The following is a 23,927-nucleotide window of genomic DNA, read 5'->3' as shown; positions in this document are numbered from 1 at the left end:
GGCGAGGAACGGACACTCGTGCCCGCCCCGGGTGGGCGGCACCGAGGGGACGGACGACGCCGCGCCCGGCCCCGCGGCGTCGTCGTCCGGGGCGCGTCAGAGCAGGCCGGAAGTAAGGCGGCAGACGTTCTCCACGAACTTGCGCCCCAGCGAGCGCTTCTCCCAGGCATCCAGGTCCAAGAGGGTGGAGTTGGCGCGGAACTGCTCTACGACGTCCTCCATCCGGGTGCGGAACGACTCGTCCACGATCAGGACGGAGACCTCCAGGTCCAGCGCGAAGGAACGCTCGTCCATGTTGGAGGAACCGATCACGGAGACGATGTCGTCCACGAGCACGAACTTGGCGTGCAGCACGGTGGGGGAACTGTAGCGGTAGATCTCCACCCCGGCGCGCGCGAGTTCGGAGTAGTACGAGTTCTGGGCGTGCTGCGCGAGGAACTGGTCCGAGGTCTCACCCACGAACAACTGCACCCGTGCGCCCGCCTGGGCCTCCGTGGTGATGGCGTGGAGCAAGGACTCGTCCGGGACGAAGTACGGGCTGGAGATCACCACGCGGTGATTGGCGTTGTAGATCAAGTGGTTGAACAGGCGCAGGTTGTTCTCGGTCTCGAACCCGGGCCCGGACGGCACCACCTGGGCGTACATGGGCCCGGCCGTGTGCTCGAGTGCGGCGGGGGTCTCGTCCAGCAAGAGGTCGTCGGTTTCCGAGTACCAGTCCGAGACGAACACCGCGTTCAACTCGGTGACTACGGATCCCGTGCCCCGGACCATGAGGTCCTTCCACTCGAGGCCCTTCCGCAGGTTCTTCTTCTTGTTGTAGGAGCGGTGGATGATGTTCTGTGAGCCCGTGTAGGCCACCTGGCCGTCCACCACCAGGATCTTGCGGTGGTTGCGCAGGTCCGGGCGCTGCCACTCACCGCGCCACGGGCGGATGGGAAGCATGCGCCGCCACGGCACCCCGGAACGGTTGAACTGGCGGACCAGTTCCGCATACCCCGGGTAACCCAGGGACCCCACGTGGTCGATCAGGATCCGCACGCGCACACCTCGTTCGTGGGCGCGGATCAGGGCATCGAGCAGCTCTCGGGAGACCTGGTCCACGGCCACGATGTAGAACTCGAAGTGCACGTAGTCCGTGGCGCGGTCCACGTCCCGGGCCATCCGGGCCATGGAATCGTGATTGTCGGTGAGGATCTCGAAGTCGTTACCGCCCACCATGGGCAGGGCACCCAGGTTCTGGTTCAGCTCCGCGGTGGTGCGCACCCATTCCGGGTACTCGGCGAGCTCGGGCCCCAGCGGGAGGCGCTCGGGGGTGTTCTCCTGGATCACGTGGTTCATCCGGGCCTGCTTGGCCATGCGTTTACGTGGTAACCGGGTGGAACCGATCACCACGAACAACAGGAGCCCCGCGTACGGCATCAGGAAGATGGCGAGCAACCACGCGAGCGCCACGGACGGACGGCGCTGATGGGGGATCCAGCCCAGGGCCAGGATCTTCAGGAGCAGGTCCAGGACCGCCAGGATGATGAGGATCCACTCCGGCAGGGTGTCCGCGGGGAGCAGGTCGAAGGGTATCCAGGGGTACATCCGTGACCGTTCGTCAGGGGCGTCGCAGGTAGTAGGTGTCCTCCGAGCCCTCGGAGGGTCGTTTCACGAACCCGCAGCGCACGAGCACCCGGCGTGCCGGTTCGTGGTCGGCCGGGACGGAGCCGTGCACCGCACGGATCCCGGGGTCCTCGAATGCGCGGTCCACGAGCGCGCGCAAGGCCTCGGTGGCCAGCCCCTGGTTCTGGTGCTCCGGGACGATGGACCCCTTGACCTCCAGTTCGTGGTCCATGGCGGGTCCCGCGAACCCCGCGGCGCCAATGACCTGCCCCGAGCTGAGCCGGATCACGACGAGCAGGGCGCAGTCGCTCTCCGTGAAGAAGTGCTCACCGGCCTCGATCGCCTCCCGGGCCCAGTCCTCGTTCTCGGGGGTGGGGAAACCCGGCGCGAACTCGGGCAGTCGTGAGCCCCCGGCCACGGCCTCGAGTTCGTCCGGTGTGAACGCGCGCAGCTCCAACCGCTGCGTGCGCAACGGCTGCGGCGGAACCGGCCGCGGCATATCGTCCAACATGGCTCCCTCCGAGGGTTCTCGTGCTCTGGCCCCGGCCCGTCAGCCGAAGTGACGGGGCAGGGTTGATGCGTGGGCGGTCTTCAGCTCGTCCAGCGCCACCGTGAACTCGCCCTGGAAGTCCAGGGCCCCGGCCTCGGTGTCCACCACGCCGATCCGCGCGAACGGGTAGCGGCGCACGGTGCACATGTCCTGGAAGCGCACCTCCTCCGAGCGCGGCACGGCCACGACGGCGCGGCCCTGCGTCTCGGAGAACAACAGCGTGAACAGGTCCACGCCGTCCCGCTCGGCGACCTCACCGAGGCCGATCCGGGCGCCCACGCCGAAGCGCAACGCCATCTCGGCGAGCGTGGCCCCGAGGCCGCCCTCCGCGACGTCGTGCGCGGCGTCGATCATCCCGTCCCGGGACATGTTGATGAGCATGTCACCCAGGACGCGCTCGCGGGCCAGGTCCACGCGCGGGGGCAACCCACCCAGGTGGCCGCGCACGCGCGCCCACTCGGAGCCGTCCAGCTCGTCCGCGGTCTCGCCGAGCAGGTAGATCGCCTGGCCATCCTCACTCCAGCCCGAGGGCGTGCGGCGCGTGACGTCGTCGAACACGCCCATCATGGCAATCACCGGGGTGGGGTTGATGGCCACGCCGCCGGTCTGGTTGTAGAGGGAGACGTTACCGCCGGTCACGGGCACACCCACGGTCTGGCACCCGTCCGAGAGGCCGCGCACGGCCTCCGCGAACTGCCACATGATGTCCGGGTCCTCGGGGGAACCGAAGTTCAGGCAGTCGGACACGGCCACGGGGCGCGCGCCCGCGGTGGCCACGTTGCGGTACGCCTGGGCGAGCGCCAACTGGGCGCCCTGGTACGGGTCCAGGCGGGTGTAGCGGCCGTTCGAGTCCGTGGAAAGGGCCACGCCCAGGTTGGTGCGTTCGTCCACGCGGATCACGCCGGCGTCATCCGGCATGGCCATGGCGGTGTTGCCCTGAACGTAGCGGTCGTATTGGTCGGTGACCCAGTCCTTGGAGCACAGGTTCGGGGAGGCCATCAGTTCCACGAGCGCAGGGCCGAGCTCCGCGCCGGACGGGCGGGCGGCGTCCTCCGGGGAGCCCGTGAAGTGGGCTGCCTGCAGGGCGTCCTGGGATTCGGGGCGCGCGTAGGGGCGTTCGTACACGGGACCGTCGTGGGCCACGGTGCGGGGGTCCACGTCCACGATGACCTCACCCTGGTAGTCGATGACCAGGCGGCCGGTGTCCGTGACCTCGCCGATCCACGAGTACTCCACGTCCCACTTGGCCATCACGGCCTCGAAGCCCGCGACCTTCTCGGGGGTGACCACGGCCATCATGCGTTCCTGCGACTCGGACATCAGGATCTCGCCCGGGGTCAGGGACGGATCGCGCAGCAGGACCTCGGTGAGGTCCACGCGCATGCCGCCGTCACCGTTGGACGCGAGCTCGGACGTGGCACACGAGATGCCCGCCGCACCGAGGTCCTGGGTGCCCTCCACGAGCGAGCCCTTGAACAGCTCGAGGCAGCACTCGATGAGCACCTTCTCCGCGAAGGGGTCACCCACCTGCACCGCGGGGCGTTTGGAGGGCTTGGAGTCGTCGAAGGACTCGGACGCGAGCACGGAGGCGCCTCCGATCCCGTCACCGCCGGTGCGCGCGCCGAAGAGCACGACCTTGTTGCCCGTCCCGGACGCGTTCGCCAAGCGGATGTCCTCGTGGCGCATCACGCCCACGGCGAGCGCGTTGACCAGGGGGTTGCCCTGGTAGCACGGGTCGAACTCCACCTCTCCGCCGATGTTCGGCAGCCCCAGGGAGTTGCCGTAGCCGCCCACGCCGGCCACGATGCCGTGCACCACGCGCTGGGTGTCCGGGTGGTCGATCGCGCCGAAACGCAGCGGGTCCATTACGGCCACCGGGCGGGCACCCATGGAGATGATGTCCCGCACGATCCCGCCCACGCCCGTGGCCGCACCCTGGTAGGGCTCCACGTAGGACGGGTGGTTGTGGGACTCGATCTTGAAGGTCACGGCCCAGCCGTCCCCGATGTCCGTGACGCCGGCGTTCTCACCGATGCCCACCATGAGGTTCTTGCGCATCTCGTCGGTGACCTTCTCACCGAACTGGCGCAGGTGCACCTTGGAGGACTTGTACGAGCAGTGCTCGGACCACATCACGGAGTACATGGCCAGTTCCGCCGCGGTGGGGCGGCGGCCCAGGATCTCCTTGATGCGCTCGAACTCGGTCTCGTTCAGCCCCAGTTCCGCCCAGGGCAGCTCGGTGTCCGGGGTGGAGGCGGCGTGCTCCACGGTGTCCAGGTTGAAGTGGGTTTCGCTCATGACGACTACTAGATCCCTTTGCGAACGATGGGGCGTGCGGTGCCGGGCGGGCGCTCACGCGGAGGCATGGTGTGGGCCGGGTGCGGTTCCCCGAACGGGCCCGATGACGAACGGACGGGACGCCGCGGTCCCCGCTGCGGGCGAGCGCGGCGTGGACGGGTCAGCGCAACAGGTGTTCCAGGGCGGAGACGAAGACGTCCAGCCCGTCCGTGCCCTGGCGCATCTGGACGCGACCGGAGCCGGAGAGGTCGGCACCGAAACCCGGTTCCACGGCGTGCTCGGGGTGGGGCATGAGTCCCACCACGTTGCCCTGCGCGTTGGTGATCCCCGCGATGTCGTTGCGGGAACCGTTGGGGTTGCCGTCCGCGTAGCGGAAGACCACCCGGTGTTCGGCCTCCAACTCGTCCAGGGTGCGCTGATCCGCGACGTACTGTCCGTCCTGGTTCTTCAGCGGCACCACGATGGTCTGGCCCTGCTCGAAGCGACCGGTCCAAGCGGTGTCCGTGTTCTCCACGCGCAGCGCCTGGTCCCGGCAGATGAACTTGAGCTGTTCGTTCTTGATCATGGACCCCGGCAGCAGGTGGGCCTCGGTGAGCACCTGGAAACCGTTGCAGATCCCCAGCACCGGCATGCCCTCCCGGGCATTGGCGGCGTCCACGATCCTGTCCATGAGGGGGGCGAAGCGGGCGATCGCACCGGCGCGCAGGTAGTCCCCGTAGGAGAAGCCACCGGGCAGGATCACGGCGTCCACACCGTTGAGTTCCTTGTCTGCGTACCACAGCGGCACCGCGGTGCCGCCGGCGATCTCGACGGCGCGAGCGGCGTCGCGGTCGTCGAGCGTGCCCGGGAAGGTCACGACACCCACCCGCACGTCCGCGAGTCGAGAATCGGTGGCGGGTTCGGAGAGGTCCGCCACGAGGGGCGTCTGCTCGGCCGTGAGGTTCTGGGCCACGCTCAGTCCTCCTCGGGGGCCACGGAGACGTTCACGACGTCCTCGATCACCGGGTTGGACAGTAGCTTCTCCGCGGCTTCGCGGGCCTGGGCGAGCACCTGCTCGTCCGCTTCGCCCTCGACCGTGAGTTCGAACCGGCGGCCCTGGCGCACCTCCGTGAAACCGCTGAGCCCGATCCGGGGCAACTCATTCGCAATCGCCTTGCCCTGCGGGTCAAGGATTTCCGGTTTGGGCATGACGTCAACGACGATACGGGCCATTTCCACTACTCCTGCGCTTACGGGCCAATCCTCGCCCATCCTATCGGCCCGCGGGTGGGCCGCGGGCCGACGGCGGAGCTGCCGTGCGCGGCCCGCAGGGGATGTTTCCGGACACGGGCGTCCCCTACGATGGAAAGTGTGCTGAGCGTCGGCCCGCCCGGACCCGCTCCACCAGAGAGGACACTGTCATGGGATTCCCTGAACAACAGCAAGAGGCCCCCGGACTGCAGGCCGAGATGAACCCTGTCCCCGATTGCGGTGAGGACAGTTACCGCGGATCGGGCAAGCTCGAGGGCAAGGCCGCGGTCGTCACCGGTGGTGACTCCGGGATCGGCCGAGCGGTGGCTATCGCCTACGCCCGCGAGGGCGCGGACGTGCTGATCACCTACCTGCCCGAGGAGGAACGGGACGCCCGCGACGTCGCCCGCTACATCGAGGAGGCGGGACGCAAGGCCGTCCTGGTCCCCGGGGACCTGTCCGAAGCGGCGCACTGCCGTGCCGTGATTGCGAAGGCCGTGGAGGAGTTCGGCAAGGTGGACGTGCTCGTGAGCAACGCCGCCTACCAGATGACGCGCGAGAGCCTTGAGGAGATCCCCGACGAGGAGTGGGAGCACACCTTCAAGCTCAACGTGGGGGCGTACTTCTACCTGGCCAAGGCCGCCGTGCCGCACATGGCGCCGGGATCGGCGATCATCGGCAGTTCGTCGGTCAATTCGGACATGCCGGTCCCCACCCTGGCGCCGTACGCGGCGACCAAGGCGGCGATCGCCAACTTCTCGGCCAGTCTCGCGCAGTTGCTCGGGGAGCGCGGGATCCGCGTCAATAGCGTGGCCCCCGGGCCCGTCTGGACACCGTTGATCCCTTCGACCATTCCCGCGGAGCAGCTCGAGAGTTTCGGGGACGCGGAGCCCCTCGGGCGCGCCGGCCAGCCCGCAGAACTGGCCCCGGTGTACGTGTTGCTTGCGTCCGACGACGGTAGTTACATCTCCGGGGCGAGGATCGCCGTCACCGGCGGCAGTCCGATCCTGTGACCCGGCCGCGCTGACGTCAGCGAGTCCTCCGGATGGCGGGTCGTGCCGTTCCCGCGGCGCGATCCGCCGTCCTCCCGTCCCGCCCCACGAGAGAAACGAGCCCCGTGAACGCAACCCCCGACCCCGCCGAGCCCCTGAACAAGGTGTCCCGGCGCCGGGACGGCTACGTGGACCTGCGTTCCTACGCAGCCCTGGGTAACGGGCGCACCGTGGCGCTGGTGGCCCAGGACGGATCCGTGGACTGGTACCCCGTTCCGGACCTGGACTCCGCGCCGCCGTTCGCCAAGCTGCTCGACGCCGAGCACGGCGGGTGCATCGAGCTGCGCCCGGAGGAGGAGTTCGAGGTCACCCGGGAGTACGTCCCCGGGACCAACATCCTGACCACCACGTTCTCCACGGCCTCGGGGACTGTGCGGGTCACCGATTCCCTCAACATGGGGTCCACGGGGCAATTGCCGTGGAACGAACTGGCCCGCTCGGTGGACGGTGTGACCGGGAACGTGGCCATGGTGTGGCGGGTGGCCCCGGGCACCATGTTCAACACCGTCTCCCCGTGGGTCGAGATGATCGCGGGGGAGCCCGTGCTGCGCACGAACCGGGTGGGCATGGGGGTCCGCACCGACGACGCGGGGGAAGCGCAGGTGGGGACCCAGCAGATCTCCGGGCGGTTCACCACGCGCCCCGATTCCGAGCACCTGCTCGCGGTGGTCGCCACGCACGGTGAGCCCTTGCGCCTGCCCTCGCCCCGTGAGATCCGCAAGAACGTGGCCATGACCCGGGACATGTGGCGCCGATGGCGTGATCTGCTCGACTATGACGGCCCCTACCGCGCGGAGGTCGAACGTAGCGCCCTCGCGCTCAAACTGCTCAGCCACAGCCCGTCGGGCTCCGTGGCGGCCGCGGCGACCACGTCCCTTCCCGAGAACAGGGAGGGCACCAAGAACTTCGATTATCGCTTCGCGTGGATCCGTGACGCCACCTACACCCTGCACTCGCTCTTGCGACTGGGGGAGCAGGAGGACGTGCACGCGCAGGTGTCCACGATCCTGCGCCGAGCCCGGGCACAGACCCCCGACCTGCACGTCCTCAACCGCTTCGACGGCGAGGTCCCCGCCTCCGAGATGACCGAGTACGACGCCCCCGGGTGGCGGGGGATCGGCCCCGTGGTCTCGGGCAACGACGCCGCGGACCAGTTGCAGTTGGGCGTGTACGGGGACGTCTTCGACATCGCGCACCTCTACGTGGGCGGCGGCAACGTGTTGGACACCGCCACCGCCCGGATGTTCGCCGACCTCGCGGACGCGGTGTGCGACCTGTGGCGCCGCCCCGACTCCGGGATGTGGGAACTGCCTGAGCACCGGCACTACACGAGCTCCAAGCTGGGGTGCTGGCACGGCCTGGACCGGGCCGTGAAACTGGCCGAGGCCGGTCACATCCCCGGGTGCGTGGACCGGTGGCGCTCGGAACGGGAACGGATCCGGGAGTGGATCGAGACCGAGGGCTGGAGCGAGGAACGGGGCGCGTACGTCTGGTACCCGGGAACCGACGAGCTGGACGTGTCCGTGTTGCTGCACGCGATGACCGGGTTCGATCGTGGTCCCCGCATGTCCTCGACCATCGACGCCGTTCGGGAGGAGCTGGGCCGCGGTGCGCTCATGTACCGCTACAGCGGCATGGAGAAGGAGGAGGGAGCGTTCGTGGCGTGCTCGTTCTGGACCGTGGCGGCGCTGGCCACGGTGGGCCGCCGCGAGGAGGCCGTGGACCTCATGGACGAGATGCTCCCTCTCGCCAATGACGTGGGGTTGTTCACCGAGATGATCGACCCCGAGGACAACTCGTTTCTGGGCAACTTCCCGCAGGCCCTCAGCCACCTGGCCCTGCTCAACGCCGCCGTGGCACTCGAGCAGGCGGCGCTCGAGTAGGACGCGCTGCAGCAGGGGACGACGAACACCGAGGTCCGCTCAGTCGAAGCGCGCCACCACCCAGCCGTCCACTACATCCACGGCGGCCGCGGGGAGGTCCTTGGCCGGGTCGTGCGGCAGCTGCCGACCGGCGGCCATGGCCAGTCGCGAGCCCAGGAACCGGCCGTCCGGGCCGAACACCCAGTAGTGGTTGGGACACTCGAAGCTCTCGGCGCGCCCCGCGGCCTCCCGGCACACCGTGGCCTGCTGGTGTGGGCACGTGTTGGACAGCACGTGCAGCGCCCCGTCGGCATCCCGGGTCACGAGCACCGGGCCCGCGCTCGAGCGGGCCGTCGCGAAGTCGAGGGGTTCCGCCACCGCGGAGACCACGGTGATCCGTTCCCATCCGTGGGCGGTTTCCCCGGGCCTCATGAACGGTCTCCGCGGGTCCGAGCGGTTCGGCCCTGCATGACGACGCCGCTCGCGCCGTCCCGTCCGACTGCTCCGGTCTGCGCCATAGCGCCGATGTGCCCGCCCGCTCCGGACTGCCTCGTCGCGCCATCATGCCCGGCCGCGCGGACGGGCACCGCGGCGTCGTCCGAACGGCGTGGCTCGGGCGAGGAGCGGGTGGAATCGAGCGGTGCGGACGCGGCGTCGTCGACCCCGTCCAGGAGCCGTTCGACGGCCGCCGCCAAGCGCTCTCGCAGCCGATTGCCCCGCTGCGCAAAGGCGCGCTGACGCCGGACGTACTCGGCCTTGCCCTCGGGCGTCTCGATCCGCACGGGCTCGTACCCCCAGGCCGTGAGGTCGTAGGGGGAGGCTTCCATGTCGGTCACGCGCACGTCCCACGCGAGGTCGAAGCAGTCCGCGAGCAGGTCCGAATCCACCGCGGGCAACAACTTGTAGGCCCACTTGTACAGGTCCATGCTCGCGTGCAGGCATCCCGGCTGCTCCATGCGGCGCTGCGTCTCGCGCGTGGGCTGCAGCTCGTTGCGTTCCACGGCCTGGGGCTGGAAGAAACGGAACGCGTCGAAGTGCGAGCAGCGGATCCGGTGGGCCTCCACCACGTCGTCCGTGCCGGACGCACCCAAACGCAACGGCGCGTCCTCGTGGCGCACACCGTTGCTCTGCGCGCGGTACGCCATGGCCCACTCGTGCAGCCCGAAGCAGTCGAACGTCCCGCTCCTGGCCAGGGTGTTCGTGAGGATCTCGCGCGTGAACCGCACCGCGGTGCCCCGCTCGGCCACGAATTCTTCCACCGCGACGACGACGCCCCTCGCGCCCTCCCCCGCGCCCGTCGCCTGGAGTTCCGCGGGCGTCGCGGGACGGTAGTACTTCCAGCCCTCGCGCTCCGGGGCATCCAGGAGGATGACACCGGGGCCCGGGTGCCAGCGCGTGAACTGGGCCGGGGACAGCGTGTAGTACGTGAAGAGGAAGTCCTCCACGGGGTGCTTCTCCCCGCGGGACCGCCGGTCCAGGAACGGCCGGGTGTGGGGCGTCACCCGCTCCGCGTGCGCGTGCGCCCGGCGTGACCACTCCTCCCGGGTCAGCGCCTCACGCACTCTCGGCGTCCTGGGTGTTGTCGATCAGCCGCTGCATCCCGCGGTTCAGCAACCGGACCTGTTGAGGGGACAACTGCAACCGGCGCATCATCTCCGGTTGCACCGCCTGCGCCTTGTCCTGCAGACGCGCGCCCTCCTCCGTGAGGGTCACGGCCAGGGCCCGTTCGTTGTGCGGATCGCGCTCCCGCGTGAGGTACCCGCGGGCCTCCAAGCGTTTGAGCAGGGGCGAGAGCGTTGCCGAATCCTGCATGAGCTGCTCGCCCAGGTCCTTCACCGTGCGCGGGTTGGCATCCCACAGCGCGAGCATCACGAGGTACTGGGGTAGTGTGAGTCCCAGGGGCTCCAGCACGGGGCGGTAGCTGTGCGCGACCCTGCGTGAGGCCACCGACAGCGAAAAGCACAGCTGGTCCGCCAGGGACAGCGGATCCTCGACGGCGGATTCGTCCGAACCACCCAGGAAGTCGATGATCTCGGCGAGCCGGGGATCGTCGGACGGGTCCGAATCAGAACTCATGGATGAAGCCGGGGTCAGCGTCCCGTACCCCCGTACACCGTGGCGGTCTCGTCCGAGTCCAGACCGAACGCCGTGTGCACGGCCCGGACGGCCTCGTCGAGCTTGGCGATGGACGTGATGATCGAGATCCGGACCTCGGACGTGGAGATCATGTCCACGTTGATGTCGCTCTCCGCGAGCGCCTCGAAGAACGTGAACGCCACGCCGGTGTTGGTCTTCATACCGGCGCCCACGAGGGAGAGCTTGCCCACCTCGTCGTCGTAGTCCAGGTTCGCATAGCCGATCTTCTCTTCGGCGGCACGCAGCAGGTTCATGGCCAGGTCACCCTGGGACTCGGCCAGGGTGAAGGACACATCGGTGAGCGGGTTCTCGCCGGTGGAGACGTTCTGGACGATCATGTCCACGTCCACCTTGGAGTCGGCCAGCAACCGGAAGATCCGCGCGGCGATCCCGGGGCGGTCGGGGACCCCCACGATGGTGATCTTGGCCTGGCTGCGATCATGAGCGATACCGGCGATCAGCGGCTGTTCCAAGGGGATCTCCTTCTGCGGCGTGAGGTTCTCGTGCGGGCTGGGGATGACCATGGTGCCCTCGTTGTGACTGAAAGACGAACGGACGTGCAGGGGCACGTTGAAGCGGCGGGCGTACTCCACGCAGCGCAGGTGCAGGATCTTGGCGCCGTTGGCGGCGAGTTCGAGCATCTCCTCGGAGGAGACCCGGTCCAGTTTCTGGGCGGTGGGGACGATGCGGGGGTCCGCGGTGTAGACGCCGTCCACGTCCGAGTAGATCTCACACACGTCCGCGTCCAGGGCGGCGGCGAGCGCCACGGCGGTGGTGTCCGAACCGCCGCGGCCCAGCGTGGTGATGTCCTTGGAGGAGCGGTTGACGCCCTGGAACCCGGCAATGATCGCGACGTTGCCGTGGTCGAGCGCCTCGCGCACCCGGAGGGGGCTGACCTCCACGAGCTTGGCCGCACCGTGGGCGCCGTCGGTGATCATCCCGGCCTGGGATCCGGTGAAGGACTGCGCGGGAACGCCGAGGTCGGAGATGGCCATGGCCAACAGGGCCATGGAGATGCGTTCCCCGGAAGTCAGCAGCATGTCCAACTCGCGGGCCGGTGGCTTCCTGGCTACTTCGCCGGCGAGGTCCAGGAGGTCGTCCGTGGTGTCACCCATCGCGGAGACGACCACGACCACCTGGTCGCCGGCGTTCCTGGTCTCGGCTACTCGCCGGGCGACCCGGCGGACACCGTCGGCATCGGCGACCGATGAACCGCCGAACTTCTGGACAATGAGGCTCATACATTCCTCTCACAGGCAGGCACCCGGCCCGAACGCACGGGCGGTCTCGCGGGATCAGTGATCCATGCTATCCGCTCACCCGCAGCCGCACGGAGTCGAGCGGGCATTCGTGGACACAAAGAGGGACGCGATTGTTACGGGCCTCAGCGGGCCTCGGAGACCACCGTGCGTCCCTCGAAGGCCCTGCCCAGCGTGACTTCGTCGGCGTATTCGAGGTCACCGCCCACGGGCAGCCCCGAGGCCAGCCGGGTGACCCGGATACCCAGCGTTTTCAACATCCTGGTGAGATACGTGGAGGTGGCCTCGCCCTCCAGGTTGGGGTCCATGGCCAGCACGATCTCCTGAACTGTCTCGTCCGACAACCGGGTCATCAGCTCGCGGATGCGCAGCTGATCCGGTCCCACACCCTGCAGCGGCGAGATCGCGCCGCCCAGCACGTGGTACAACCCCCGGTAGCTGCGGGTGCGTTCGATGGCCATGACGTCCTTGGACTCCTCCACCACGCAGATCACGCTGCGGTCCCGGCGGGCGTCCCGGCAGATCGCACACTCCTCCTGCTCTGTGACGTTGCCGCAGATCACGCAGAACGACACCGAGGTCTTCACCGTGGTGATGGCCTTCACGAGCTGCTGGACCTCGTCCTTGTCCGCGTCCAACAGGTGGAAGGCGATGCGCTGCGCGGACTTGGGGCCGATACCCGGCAACCTCCCCAGCTCATCGATGAGGTCCTGGACCGGTCCTTCGTACACCGTGCTCCTTCATTGTCGTGTTCGTGAACAGCCGGGCGATGGGCCCGGTCACTGATCCGTTCCGTGGGCGTGCTCGTCGATGAGCATGCCGCCCAGGATGCGCTCGATGGCCGCCCGCCCGTACAGGGACGAGTCCTCGAGGGATTCGTCGTCCGCGCCCGGGACGAAGTTCTCGTCCTCCATGCCGGGGCTGCGCGAGGTCGGGGGCGCGATGTCGGTGGAGCGCCGTTCCGCCGCGGCAATCGCTTCTGCGTGGCGCTCTCGCCAGCTCGGGCGGTTCCCGCCGGGGCGGGTGTCGCCGTTCTCGTGAGGGACGACGCCGCCGGGGCGGGTGTTCCCGCGCCCGTCGTGGTCGGGACCGGGCCCCGCCGGGTTGTCGCCGCCGGGGCCGTTCCCGCCCTGGGCCCTACGATCCCTTGCGGGCGACGGCGCTCGGGGCACGGGTTCGTCGTACATGTCCGCCGGGGGGTCATCCTCCGGTGGGGGCGGCGGTTCCTCCGGGCTCCAGTACTCCGGGCCGCGATCCCGCGGCTGCGGGGCACGGAAAGAAGGAGCACCGGATGCGGGGTCCTCGGGCACGGAGCCATTGCGCACGGAACCATCCCGCATGGAACCGTCACGCATGGACAGATCGGGTCCGCCGGAAGCGGCCCCGGAATCGTGGGACTCGAACGCCGCGGAGTCATCGGAAGCGGGAACATCAGACCCGGGGCCATCCGACCCGGGGCCATCCGACGCGGGGCCATCCGACGCGGGGGCACCAGGGGTCCACGAGGTCGCGCCGACGTCCGCGGAGTCACTGGCACTGCCCAAGCCCTCACGAGACGGAACCGAGGTGGAATCGCCGGTGCCAGCGCGGTCGTCCGCCGGGGAATCCGTCGCTCGGTGGGCATCGTCCCTGGAGGAGTCGCCTACGGAGCTATCGGACGTGTCCGGATTCTGGTCCGAATCATCACGCGTGGGCGCCGCATTGGCGGTGTTCGACGTGGAATCCCCGCCGCTCGGTGCGGCGAAACCCGGTTGGGGAATGGAGGCCACGGACCACGAGGTGACGGGTTCGTCGTCGTCCGGGGCGGATGCGGGCGCCGAGTGCGACGAGGAAGCGGGCACGGAGGACCGGTCAGTGCCGGACGTGGAACGAGAGGCGGAATCGGGCATGGACCGCGACTCGCGTTCCGGTGTCGGTTCACGGTCGGGCGCGGGAGGATTGCCCCGACGACGATTGACCCCGAAGCCCTCCGGCTCGCGGAAATAGTCCGGTTGATCGGAGGATCTGGCCTGGCCCGAGGCGTTCAGCCTGGTGTCCCGCCCGGTGGGTCCGTCGCCGCGAGATGCACCGGTGTCTCGCCGTGAGCCGGATCCGTACCCGGCATCAGCGCCGTAATGCGAGTCCGAGCCCTGACGGGGTCCGGGGCCGTACTGTTGGCCGTGCTCCGAGGCGGAATCGTCGCGTTGATACCTGCGGTCCTGCTGCGATCCGCGATCCTGCCGGGATCCTTGAGCGTTCTGGGGCCCGCCGCCCCGGGGCGCGGGGCGATCTCCCCGGTAACCCTGTCCACCGTCGCCCTCCCGCCCGGGACCGGGCCCGGTGCCACGGCCCGCGTTCGACGGCGGACCACCCGCACCCGGGGTGTCCTGCCGGCCGCGTGTGTCACCGGGGCGCACTGCTTCCACTGCACAATCCAACCCCACCACGCTCTGGATGGCATTACGGACGTCCGCCTCGAAGCGGGGGAAGTTCAGGAGGTCGCCGTCGTTCTCGAACGCGATCCGCAGAGTGCGGTTCTCGAACGAGATGGGCGTTCCTCGCACGGTGATGGCCCAGGCCACGCGGCGGATCTCCGCGAGCGCGGACACGATCTCGGGCCACGAGGAACGCAGCAGTTCCAGTTCACCGCTGGTGACGTCGCTCGGGGCGGCCTGCTCCTCGGACGCCTGCGGGGCTTGCGGCTGGTGATCATCGTGTGGCGCGACGTCACGGCGAGGCTCCCCCTGCGCGTACTGGCGGGATGCGTCGTCGTCAGGCCGCTGGGACCCGTACTGGTTCGACGTCTCCCGTTGCTGCATGCGTGCCGAGACATCGGCTCCCGCGTCCTGTGACGCGGGGGAGCGGGTGTCGGTCGTGCCGTCCGCGGGCGGGTGCTGGGCGTCGGGGCCGCGCTCGCCTTCCGGAACGGGATCCGCAGCGGCGGGGTGGCTGCTGCCCTCGGGCTGTTCGGACTCGTCCTGCGGGTCCGTGGGTTCCTGGACGTCCGGGGTCTCCTCCGCGGGGCGACCCGTTGCGGAACCGTCCGCGCCGTCCGCGGCGGACCCGTCCGGGCGCACGGGCTGCGACGGGGCAACGGAGTCCGTTGCGGCGGCGTCGAGCTCGGGGGGTATCGGGTAAGGTACCCCGGCGGATTCCGGTGCGGGGGCGTCGTACGACGCGGGTGCCGGCGCGGCGGTGCCGGATTGCTCCGGAGATGTGGGCTCCTGGCTTCCGCGTGCGGTCGGTTCCACCGCGGGGGACGACGACGCGGCGTCGTGCGCCGTCGTACGAATTCCGGTGCCCCGAGGAATGCTCAGGCGGCGTTCCAAACGGTCCACCCGGGACGTGATGCCGCGCGTTGTGTGATCCGCCGAGGGCAGTAGGATGCGGGCGCACAGCAGTTCCAGGTGCAACTGCGGGGAGGTGGCCCCGGTCATCTCGTTGAGGGCCTCGTTGGTGATGTCCGCGGAGCGGGAGAGCTCGGCCGCGCCCAGCTGGGTGGCCTGGTTCCGCAACCGGTTGATCTGGTCCGTGGGCATCCCGTGCAGGATGTTCGCGGCGGAATCGGGGACCGCGTTGACCACCACCAGGTCGCGGAAGCGTTCGAGCAGGTCCTCCACGAAACGGCGGGGGTCCTGCCCGGTTTGGATGACGCGGTCCACGGACGCGAAGACCGTGGCGGCGTCGCCGGCGGCGAAGGCGTCCACGACGTCGTCGAGCAGGGCCGCGTGCGTGTAGCCCAGCAGGGCGACCGCGAGATCGTAGGTGATGCCGCCGTCCTCGGAGCCGGCCATGAGCTGATCCAGGACGGAGAGCGAATCACGCACCGAGCCGCCGCCGGCGCGCACCACGAGGGACAGCACGCCCGGTTCGGTGGTGACGCCCTCCTCCTGGCACAGCTGCTCGAGGTAGCGCATGAGCGGTTCCGGGGGAACGAGGCGGAAGGGGTAGTGGTGCGTGCGCGAGCGGATGGTGGTGAGCACCTTGGAGGGCTCGGTGGTGGCGAAGATGAACTTCACGTGCTCCGGCGGTTCCTCCACGATCTTCAGCAGGGCGTTGAAGCCCTCCCGCGTGACCATGTGGGCCTCGTCGATGATGAAGATCTTGTAGCGGTCCCGGACGGGGGCGAACGTGGCGCGTTCCCGCAGGTCACGGGCATGATCCACGCCGCCGTGGGAGGCCGCGTCCATCTCGATGACGTCCAGTGAGCCGGCACCGTCCCGGGCCAGATCCTGGCAGGACTCGCAGTGACCGCACGGTGTGGCCGTGGGCCCTTCCGCGCAGTTGAGGCAGCGGGCCAGGATGCGCGCGGACGTGGTCTTACCGCAGCCGCGCGGACCGGAGAAGAGATAGGCGTGATTGACCCTGTTCTTGCGCAGCGCGGTCATCAGGGGCTCGGTCACGTGTTCCTGACCGATGACATCCTGAAAGGTCTCCGGGCGGTAGCGGCGGTACAGGGCGGTAGTCACGTATGAAACCTTAGCCGGGGACCCGGACGCGCACAGCGCGCTCGCGGGGGTGGGGAGCCGGGTACGAAAAGACCCCCCGTGCACCCGCCAGAGCCCATATACCCTTGCTACCTTCCGGTCCTGGGGGAGTTTTACGAGATGGCGCCACACGAGGGGCTGCCCCATACTCTAGCTCAAGCCGGCGAGGAGTTCGAACCGAGCGGTGCCGTCCAGGATCGTGCGATGAAGTGGGCCCGATGCAGTTCGTGGTCGCCGTGACCGGTTCCCCGGTTAACTAACTGGCGCAGGAGCAGTTGCGCGGCGTGGGTGCCCCGGCGGCGGGCTCGCCGGTCGATGGTAGTCAGCCCGAAAGTCCCACCAATGGGATGGGCGTCGATGCCGATGGCTGACAGGTCCCGAGGGACATCGAGACCCAGGTCCCTCGCCGCGAGAATGGCACCGGTCGCCATTTCGTCGCTCGCGGCGAAAACGGCAGTGGGTCGTTGCTCCGGCTCGGCGAGCAAATTCTTGATCCGCTGATAGGCCCCCAGGAACGTGTGAAGTCCGAAACGAGTTGGTTCCGCTCGTGGATCGGCAGCCTCGCAGTTGACATCGCTCGTTCGAAACCGCGGCGTCGATCACTGGACATGGGGAACGAACGGCCGGCCTCGGCAGGCCCCCCGACAAAGGCGATACGGCAGTGTCCCAACTGGATCAAGTGATTGGTCGCGCGCAGTCCCGCATCCAGATCGTCCACGCTGATCGTGGGGGCACCCTCGAGGGAACCCCCGATCCCTACCAAAGGAATACCGGCGGAGAACAAGTGTTCGGTTTCCCCGGGCGTCAATCACAGCGAGACCACGGCGGCAGCGGCCAAGCTTTTGCGGAGCAGGAAGTCGGTGAGCACGCTCTGGCGGGAGGTCTCGCCCTGCAAGTTGTACAGGGCGGCGTCGTACCCGGCTGCTGTCAGTGTGCTCGCGATGCCGTCGAAGACCGTGGCGAAGAACCAGCGATCCACGTAGGGCAGGACGACGCCGATATTCCGGCTGCGCCCGCTCGCGAGACTCGATGCGTGATAGGACGCCACGAACCCGAGTTCTTTGGCGGCGGCCTCAATGCGGCGTTTCGTCCCCGGGGAGACGGGCCCCCGGCCCGTGAGTGCGCGCGAGAGGGTCGCCGTGGATATCCCCACCTTGGGAGCCACGTCCTGCAAGCGGGGTGGCCCCTGCTGCCGACGCGGTGCCGACAGTTCTCGGGCGATCATGGGCGTGCCTCCGCATCGAGGGGCGAGTACCAGCGTGGTTCCTCATGGAGCACGTGGTGGGGCGGTGGATGAGCTGCGATGCGAGCCGCCACCGCCGCATGCGCCAATTATGGCCCGAAAACCCTCCACGGTGGACGGGTCTCGGACCAACGTGTGGTCCCTCCCTACCTGCGGTCCTGGCCAGTCTTTTTGGGAACGCTTGCTCCTGCCTTCCGACATGTCATCGCAACAAAACGCTGATCACCACCCCTGTGAATGTAATCGCTTATATTGGTGAGGTCCGTCACTATCGCATACTGGTGGTGACGCCCGACAGTCTCCTCGTGACATGTCGGAACTCCCCGAGACGGGGACTCTGAAAGGAATCTCAGCCCATGGCCGCCGTAACCTTCGACCACATCACGTGTCAGTACCCGGGCGCCGCGCGCCCCTCCGTGACCGATCTGAACCTCGATGTCGCGGACGGGGAGTTCCTGGTCCTGGTCGGTCCCTCCGGATGCGGCAAATCGACGACTCTGCGCATGCTGGCCGGACTCGAGGAGGTCACGGACGGCACGATCCTGATCGGTGACCGTGATGTTACGGATGTCCCGTCCCGTGATCGAGACATCGCCATGGTCTTCCAGAACTACGCCCTCTATCCGCACATGACGGTGGCGGAGAACATGGGCTTCGCGCTCAAGATCGCCAAGGTGAGTCCCGAGGAACGGCATCGTCGGGTCGAAGAGGCCGCGAAGATCCTGGACCTGACGCAGTATCTCGATCGCAAACCGAAAGCGCTCTCCGGTGGCCAGCGGCAGCGCGTCGCCATGGGACGCGCGATCGTCCGTTCACCGCAGGTGTTTCTCATGGACGAGCCACTGTCCAACTTGGATGCCAAGCTGCGTGTCCAGACGCGGACCCAGATCGCGTCCCTGACCCGTCGGCTGGGTGTGACCACGGTGTACGTGACCCACGATCAGGTGGAGGCCATGACCATGGGTGACCGGGTGGCTGTGCTCAAGGACGGGGTGCTCATGCAAGTGGACACCCCTCGCAACCTGTACGACCGACCGAACAGCGAATTCGTGGCGGGCTTCATCGGGTCCCCGGCCATGAACCTGTTCCGAGCCCCGGTTTCCGCCGATCATGTGGAGTTGGGCACGCTTTCTCTGCAGTTGTCCTCCGCCCAGCAGGAGGCGGTGACCGATCATCAGGTCACCGTCGGAATCCGCCCGGAGGACCTGTCACCCGCAGCGGAAGGGACGGGGGTCCCGATCACGGTGGAGGTCGTTGAGGAACTCGGCGCCGATGCATACGTGTACGGCCAACTCGCCCCGCTGACAGCCGCCACGTCGGTGGTACGGGTGGATCCGTCCGCACACGCCGCGGACCACTCCATCGATTCCGAGGAGGAAGGGGCCGATGGGGGCGCCAGCCCCATCGTGGTTCGGACGGACGGCCGCACGCCGCCGAGCGCCGGGAGCACCCTGTGGGTCGCTCCCGATCCCGAGCGCATCCACCTTTTCGATGCCGCGACCGGAAACCGGTTGCCCTCGTGAGCCCCGTGCGACCCGGTGGGCACGCGGGAAGACGAACCCGAACGAGAGATGAGGACAAGCCCATGAGACGCACGCGGTGGGCAGCCGCTCTGGCTGGTTGCGCTCTGCTACTGGCCGGGTGTTCGAGCGTACCCACAACAGGGGTGGCGGGGCTGGGCGGAGGGCCGGGGGAGGTCACCATCCAGGCCGGTGACGACGAGATCCCCGCGCTGCGTGAGATCGCGCAGGAATACACGGCCGACACGGGTGTGAACGTCCGGTTCATCGAGCGCGAGATCAACGCCCAGGCCATCTCGAACTTCATCTCCCAGAGCCCCACGGGTCAAGCTCCGGACATCATCGTGTCACCGCACGACAACCTCGGACAGTTGGCGGCCAACGGGGTGGTCGCCCCCGTGGAGCTGGGGGACCGGGGTGAGGAATTCACGAAGAACGCGCGGGACGCCGTCGTCTACAACGGAGTCAGCTACGGGGTGCCCTACGCCGTGGAAAGCGTGGCCCTGGTGCGCAACAATGCCTTGACCACTGATGATCCCGCGACCTTCGACGAACTGCGCGCCGAGGGCCATCGGCTCATGGACGAACGCGGCATCAAATACCCCTTCACGGTGAGCCAGTCACCCGATGCCGGGGATCCCTATCACCTCTACCCCCTTCAGACCTCGTTCGGTGTGGAAGTGTTCCAGCGGGGCGCGGACGGTGAGTACTCGAACGAGCTGGCCATGGGTGGACAAAATGGTCACGAGTTCGCCCGCTACCTGGCGGAGCTGGGGCGCAGCGGTGACCTCAGGACGTCCATGACACCGGACATCGCAAAAGAATCCTTCATCTCCGGGCAATCCGCCTTCCACATCGCGGGCCCGTGGGAGCTCGGCGACATCGAAGCCGCGGGTATGGACGTGACCGTTCTTCCCGTCCCGTCCGCGGGTGGGAAGGAAGCACGCCCGTTCGCCGGAGTCCAGGCGTTCTTCGTCAATGCGAACGCGGCGAATCCCGTGGCCGCGCAGGACTTCGCGACCAACTACCTGACACGCTCGGAATCACAGACTGCGCTCTACAAGAGCACGGGGCGGCCACCGGCCAGCAAAGTGGCCATTGACGGTATGCAGGGTGACCCGCTGCGTTCCGCCTACGCAGAGAACGCCACCAAGGCACTGCCCATGCCCGCCATCCCCGCGATGGGCGCAGTGTGGTCCTTCTGGGGAACCACCGAGAACGGAATCGTCAACGGCAACGGGGACCCGATCGAGCTGTGGGATCGCATGATCGCCAATATCGAAGGACAGATCCAATGAGCACGACCCCCGCCCGTCCAGTGATCTCTCCGACGGAGAGGGACTCAGCAGGTGACGGCCGGCCGGAGTCACCTCCGAGCATCCGGCATTCCCACTCGCGCGGCTTCGGCATGGGGTTCGTGATCAAGCTCGTGCTCATGGCCCTGATCAACGCCTTCGGGCTGTTCGGCATCCTGTCCGCATGGGCGGCCGAGAGCTGGGGCATCCTGGTGTTCCTGCTCCTGGCCCTGATCGCGGCGGACCTCGTGTACTTCCTACCGACCCGCAGGATGCTCCCGGCTAAGTACCTCTATCCCGGGCTGATCTTCCTGCTGATCTTCCAGATCTTCGTGGTCCTCTATACCGCGGCCACCGCGTTCACCAATTACGGTGATGGTCACAATTCCACGAAACAAGCGGCCGTCAATCAGCTGACCCGTACGTACGAACAGCGGGTGGCGGGTGGTCAGGAATATCCGGTCTCGGTGCTCAATGCGGACGGTGACCTGGCTTTGGCGACCGTGCAGGACGGCCGGGTTCTCGTCGGCTCCGCACACCAGGCGCTCCGCCCGGTCGAGGGTGCGAGTGTGACGAACGGTGCCATCGAAGCGGTCCCCGGCTACGACATCCTCGATTACGGGCAGGTCACCGCGGCGCACGAAGCGGTCATGGACCTGCGGGTCCCGGTCTCCGATGATCCGGCCGACGGCGCGCTGCGCACCGATGACGGCCGCACCGCCTATCCCTACACTCCCACGCTGGTCTACGACGAGCAGGCCAATGCCATGGTCTCGGACGACGGGACCGTGTACGCGGACAACGGGCAGGGGGCCTTCGTCAGCCCGGCGGGAGAGGAGCTGCGTCCCGGGTGGCGGGTTTTCGTGGGGCTCGACAACTTCGCGGCCATTTTCGATCCAGGGATCCTCGGTGGGCCGTTCGTCTCCGTCACCCTCTGGACCTTCGCCTTCGCGATCCTCTCGGTGGCCCTGACGTTCTTCCTCGGTCTGCTCCTGGCCATGCTGTTCAACGACAAGAACCTCAAGTTCCGTAACGTCTACCGGGCCATCATCTTCCTTCCCTATGCGTTCCCGGCGTTCCTCTCCATTCTGATCTGGGCGGGATTGCTCAACGCTGACTTCGGTTACATCAACCAGGTGCTGCTGGGCGGGGCGGACATCCCGTGGTTGGACAACCCGTGGCTGGCCAAGGTCTCCCTGTTGCTCGTGAACCTGTGGTTGGGGTTCCCCTACATGTTCCTGGTGACCACCGGCGCACTCCAGTCCATCCCGTCAGAACTCTATGAATCCGCGGACATGGATGGCGCGGGAGTCGTCCAGAAGTTCCGTTCCATCACGCTGCCGATGCTCATGGTGGCCGTGGGGCCCCTTCTGATCGCCTCTTTCGCCATGAACTTCAACAACTTCAACGTCATCTATCTGCTCACCGGTGGTGGACCCCAAGACCTGGAATCCACCACGGGTGTGGGGGCCACGGACATCCTTATCTCGTTCGTCTACAAGATCGCCTTCGCTGGTGGCACCAACGACTACGGAGTGGCCTCCGCGCTGTCGATCCTCATCTTCATCATGGTGGCGGTGGTCTCCGCACTGACCTTCCGCCGCAGCAGGGCACTCGAGGAGATCAACTGACATGTCCACATCACGAGCCTCGAATGTCACACGCGGGAGCACAGGGTCCCGGTCACGGCTCAGCGCCGGGCAGCGGTTCGCCCGCGGGGGATGGAAGCATGTAGCCGCAATCCTCGCGTGTATCTTCGCCCTGTTCCCCCTGGTCTACGCGCTCTCGGCCTCGTTGTCGCCCACGGGGTCCTTGCTGGGATCCAACGACCTGTTTGCGGAGATCACCGGCGCCAACTACCGAAACCTTCTTAACGATCCACAGAACCCGTTCTTGACATGGTTCGGAAACTCCATGTTGATCTCGTCCATCACGGCTGTGGGCACGGTTCTCATGGGCGCGGCAGCTGCATACGCCTTCTCCCGGTTCAGGTTTAGGTTCCGCAGGGGCGGTCTGATGTCCCTGTTGATCATTCAGATGTTCCCGCAGTTGCTGGCCTTCGTGGCAATCTTCTTGTTGCTCTTCAGTATTTCCGAGGTGTATCCGTTCCTGGGGCTCAATTCCCGCATGGGTCTGGTCGCGGTCTACCTGGGGGGCGCGTTGGGGGCGAACACCTTCTTGATGTACGGCTTCTTCAACACCATTCCGCATGACCTGGACGAAGCTGCGACACTGGACGGCGCGTCACACTCCCAGATCTACTGGACGATCATCCTTCCCCTGGTCACACCCATCCTCGTGGTCGTGGGCATGCTGTCGTTCATCGCGTCCTTCTCGGACTTCCTGTTGGCTCAAATCGTGTTGCAGGACCCGCAGAAGTACACCTTGGCCGTGGGCTTGTACCAATTCGTCTCCGTACAGTTCGGTGAGAATTGGGGAGTGTTCACCGCCGGCGCCATCCTGTCGGCGATCCCCGTGGTGCTGCTGTTCCTTTTCCTGCAGCGCTACATCGTCTCCGGTCTCACCGGAGGGGCCGTGAAGGGGTAGTTCGGGGGCTCACGACGTCGCTGTGCCCGCCGCGGGCGGCTCACTTACTTCCTCGATTCGCGTCCGCCCGCCCAGTTCCGTTATGCTGATGGCCGCACGTTACCCACGTATGTGGTGCTCGTGCTTGCTTGGAGGATTCGCCTAGCGGCCTATGGCGCACGCCTGGAACGCGTGTTGGGTTAACGCCCTCGGGGGTTCAAATCCCCCATCCTCCGCGCTGTCCTGAGTCGGGTCATCGTTGACAGATGAGTCGGTAGATGGATGACAGAAGGGTCCTGGAACTTCATGGTTCCGGGGCCCTTTTGTCGTGTCTGGGGGTGTGGGTTCAGGTGCGGGGGTGGGGGCGTTGATAGTTGGTGGTGGGGTTGATGGTGTGTTCAGCGATGATCTGTCCGGTGGTGGCGTTGCTGGTGATGACGTGGTTGTCGTGGATGAGCATCAACACGGGTTCACCGATGTGGGCGCGTCCTACCCCGAGGTGGCGTAGTTTCCCGGCGTAGCGCAGGCTGATTTTTCCCCAGGGGTCGATCACATCGGTGCGGGTACGCCATTCGGTGGTGGTGGTCGTGGTCGGGGTGGCTTTGGGGGTGGCCGTGTAGGCGGTAGCCGGGGTGGCGCGTGCGAGGGCCCGGTGGGGTCGGGCGGTGTTGTACCAGGTGCGGAAACGATCCAGCAGGTCTTGGAGTTCGGTGGTGGTAGCCGGGAGGGGTCGGGCGGTGAGCCAGCGCTTGAGGGTTTGGTGAAGTGCCCTCAGCGGTAAGTTCTCGGCGCAGGTTGATGATCTGGTCCACCAGGGCTTGACGTAAGGCCCCCGGGGTGGTGTGTGGGGCTTTCGAGCGTGGGGTGAGCCCGTCCACCCCGTGG

Annotated in this window: 19 protein-coding genes, 1 tRNA gene, 1 other RNA gene and 3 pseudogenes; 7 read left to right on the top strand and 17 right to left on the bottom strand. The window is 67.5% G+C overall.

Annotated elements, in window-relative coordinates; genetic code table 11:
• Nucleotides 1-96: 96 nt before the first annotated feature.
• The 5 genes from cls to purS all read right to left on the bottom strand — a co-directional run bounded on the left by cls (nucleotide 97) and on the right by purS (nucleotide 5,665).
• Nucleotides 97-1,587: a cardiolipin synthase gene (cls, locus tag AS25_RS01800; RefSeq protein ID WP_035960796.1), complete on the bottom strand. Its 1,491-nt coding sequence runs from the start codon at nucleotides 1,585-1,587 to the stop codon at nucleotides 97-99.
• Nucleotides 1,588-1,600: 13 nt separating this feature from the next.
• Nucleotides 1,601-2,116 (bottom strand): GNAT family N-acetyltransferase, encoded by a 516-nt coding sequence (locus AS25_RS01795; protein WP_035960795.1) that lies wholly within the window; start codon nucleotides 2,114-2,116, stop codon nucleotides 1,601-1,603.
• A 39-nt stretch (nucleotides 2,117-2,155) separates the two neighbouring features.
• Nucleotides 2,156-4,453: a phosphoribosylformylglycinamidine synthase subunit PurL gene (gene purL, locus AS25_RS01790; protein ID WP_035960794.1), complete on the bottom strand. Its 2,298-nt coding sequence runs from the start codon at nucleotides 4,451-4,453 to the stop codon at nucleotides 2,156-2,158.
• A 160-nt stretch (nucleotides 4,454-4,613) separates the two neighbouring features.
• Nucleotides 4,614-5,405, bottom strand: coding sequence for a phosphoribosylformylglycinamidine synthase subunit PurQ (gene purQ / locus AS25_RS01785; RefSeq protein WP_035960793.1), 792 nt, complete (start codon nucleotides 5,403-5,405; stop codon nucleotides 4,614-4,616).
• A gap of 2 nt (nucleotides 5,406-5,407) precedes the next feature.
• Complete coding sequence (purS, locus tag AS25_RS01780; RefSeq protein WP_035960791.1) at nucleotides 5,408-5,665, bottom strand: phosphoribosylformylglycinamidine synthase subunit PurS; 258 nt, start codon at nucleotides 5,663-5,665, stop codon at nucleotides 5,408-5,410.
• A gap of 188 nt (nucleotides 5,666-5,853) precedes the next feature.
• On the opposite strand from purS, the gene AS25_RS01775 reads away from it, so the two are divergent.
• Together AS25_RS01775 and AS25_RS01770 are read left to right on the top strand one after the other, a co-directional pair.
• Nucleotides 5,854-6,696, top strand: a complete 843-nt coding sequence (locus tag AS25_RS01775) for an SDR family oxidoreductase (protein ID WP_035960790.1) — start codon at nucleotides 5,854-5,856, stop codon at nucleotides 6,694-6,696.
• 104 nt (nucleotides 6,697-6,800) lie between these two features.
• Nucleotides 6,801-8,618 (top strand): glycoside hydrolase family 15 protein, encoded by a 1,818-nt coding sequence (locus tag AS25_RS01770; RefSeq protein ID WP_253270435.1) that lies wholly within the window; start codon nucleotides 6,801-6,803, stop codon nucleotides 8,616-8,618.
• Between the two features lie 39 nt (nucleotides 8,619-8,657).
• Here the strand turns inward: AS25_RS01770 and AS25_RS01765 are convergent, their stop codons facing one another.
• The 10 genes and pseudogenes from AS25_RS01765 to AS25_RS15145 form a co-directional block, all read right to left on the bottom strand.
• Nucleotides 8,658-9,029, bottom strand: coding sequence for a Rieske 2Fe-2S domain-containing protein (locus tag AS25_RS01765; RefSeq protein ID WP_035960789.1), 372 nt, complete (start codon nucleotides 9,027-9,029; stop codon nucleotides 8,658-8,660).
• A gap of 233 nt (nucleotides 9,030-9,262) precedes the next feature.
• Nucleotides 9,263-10,159: pseudogene (locus tag AS25_RS01760) on the bottom strand (3-methyladenine DNA glycosylase); the annotation flags it as partial.
• On the bottom strand, nucleotides 10,152-10,673 hold the full coding sequence (locus AS25_RS01755; protein ID WP_084117946.1) for a MarR family winged helix-turn-helix transcriptional regulator: 522 nt from the start codon (nucleotides 10,671-10,673) through the stop codon (nucleotides 10,152-10,154). The pseudogene AS25_RS01760 and the gene AS25_RS01755, both read right to left, overlap by 8 nt.
• Before the next feature lie 14 nt (nucleotides 10,674-10,687).
• A complete protein-coding gene (locus tag AS25_RS01750; RefSeq protein ID WP_035960787.1) occupies nucleotides 10,688-11,974 on the bottom strand; it encodes an aspartate kinase in 1,287 nt (428 codons plus the stop codon).
• A 143-nt stretch (nucleotides 11,975-12,117) separates the two neighbouring features.
• The gene (recR, locus tag AS25_RS01745) at nucleotides 12,118-12,723 is read right to left on the bottom strand and encodes a recombination mediator RecR (protein ID WP_035960785.1); all 606 of its coding nucleotides are present in this window, start codon (nucleotides 12,721-12,723) and stop codon (nucleotides 12,118-12,120) included.
• 48 nt (nucleotides 12,724-12,771) lie between these two features.
• Entirely contained in the window at nucleotides 12,772-16,440 is a 3,669-nt protein-coding gene (locus AS25_RS01740; protein WP_035960784.1) for a DNA polymerase III subunit gamma and tau, read from the bottom strand.
• A gap of 64 nt (nucleotides 16,441-16,504) precedes the next feature.
• Nucleotides 16,505-16,601, bottom strand: an RNA gene (gene ffs / locus AS25_RS14050) — signal recognition particle sRNA small type.
• Between the two features lie 12 nt (nucleotides 16,602-16,613).
• Nucleotides 16,614-16,970, bottom strand: coding sequence for a substrate-binding domain-containing protein (locus AS25_RS15155; RefSeq protein WP_172644396.1), 357 nt, complete (start codon nucleotides 16,968-16,970; stop codon nucleotides 16,614-16,616).
• An 89-nt stretch (nucleotides 16,971-17,059) separates the two neighbouring features.
• Nucleotides 17,060-17,176, bottom strand: a pseudogene (locus tag AS25_RS15150) (LacI family DNA-binding transcriptional regulator); the annotation flags it as partial.
• A gap of 90 nt (nucleotides 17,177-17,266) precedes the next feature.
• On the bottom strand, nucleotides 17,267-17,683 hold the full coding sequence (locus AS25_RS15145) for a LacI family DNA-binding transcriptional regulator (protein WP_052160621.1): 417 nt from the start codon (nucleotides 17,681-17,683) through the stop codon (nucleotides 17,267-17,269).
• Nucleotides 17,684-18,057: 374 nt separating this feature from the next.
• Here AS25_RS15145 and AS25_RS01730 point away from each other — a divergent pair, with 374 nt between their 5' ends.
• The 5 genes from AS25_RS01730 (at nucleotide 18,058) to AS25_RS01710 (ending at nucleotide 23,278) form a co-directional block, all read left to right on the top strand.
• Entirely contained in the window at nucleotides 18,058-19,224 is a 1,167-nt protein-coding gene (locus AS25_RS01730) for an ABC transporter ATP-binding protein (RefSeq protein WP_035960783.1), read from the top strand.
• Between the two features lie 62 nt (nucleotides 19,225-19,286).
• A complete protein-coding gene (locus AS25_RS01725) occupies nucleotides 19,287-20,519 on the top strand; it encodes a sugar ABC transporter substrate-binding protein (RefSeq protein ID WP_035960781.1) in 1,233 nt (410 codons plus the stop codon).
• A gap of 110 nt (nucleotides 20,520-20,629) precedes the next feature.
• A complete protein-coding gene (locus AS25_RS01720; RefSeq protein ID WP_253270433.1) occupies nucleotides 20,630-22,147 on the top strand; it encodes an ABC transporter permease subunit in 1,518 nt (505 codons plus the stop codon).
• 1 nt (nucleotide 22,148) lies between these two features.
• Nucleotides 22,149-23,063: a sugar ABC transporter permease gene (locus tag AS25_RS01715; RefSeq protein WP_035960779.1), complete on the top strand. Its 915-nt coding sequence runs from the start codon at nucleotides 22,149-22,151 to the stop codon at nucleotides 23,061-23,063.
• 130 nt (nucleotides 23,064-23,193) lie between these two features.
• Nucleotides 23,194-23,278 (top strand) — tRNA-Ser (locus AS25_RS01710).
• Between the two features lie 110 nt (nucleotides 23,279-23,388).
• Here the strand turns inward: AS25_RS01710 and AS25_RS15140 are convergent.
• On the bottom strand, nucleotides 23,389-23,595 hold the full coding sequence (locus AS25_RS15140; RefSeq protein ID WP_052160954.1) for a hypothetical protein: 207 nt from the start codon (nucleotides 23,593-23,595) through the stop codon (nucleotides 23,389-23,391).
• An 87-nt stretch (nucleotides 23,596-23,682) separates the two neighbouring features.
• A pseudogene (locus AS25_RS15470) lies at nucleotides 23,683-23,927 on the bottom strand (integrase core domain-containing protein); the annotation flags it as partial.

Origin of the sequence: Kocuria marina, from assembly GCF_000786655.1 — a bacterium.
GTDB lineage: Bacteria > Actinomycetota > Actinomycetes > Actinomycetales > Micrococcaceae > Kocuria > Kocuria marina_A.
Note: the sequence above shows the minus strand (reverse complement) of the source record. Positions and strands in the feature narration are given on the sequence as shown.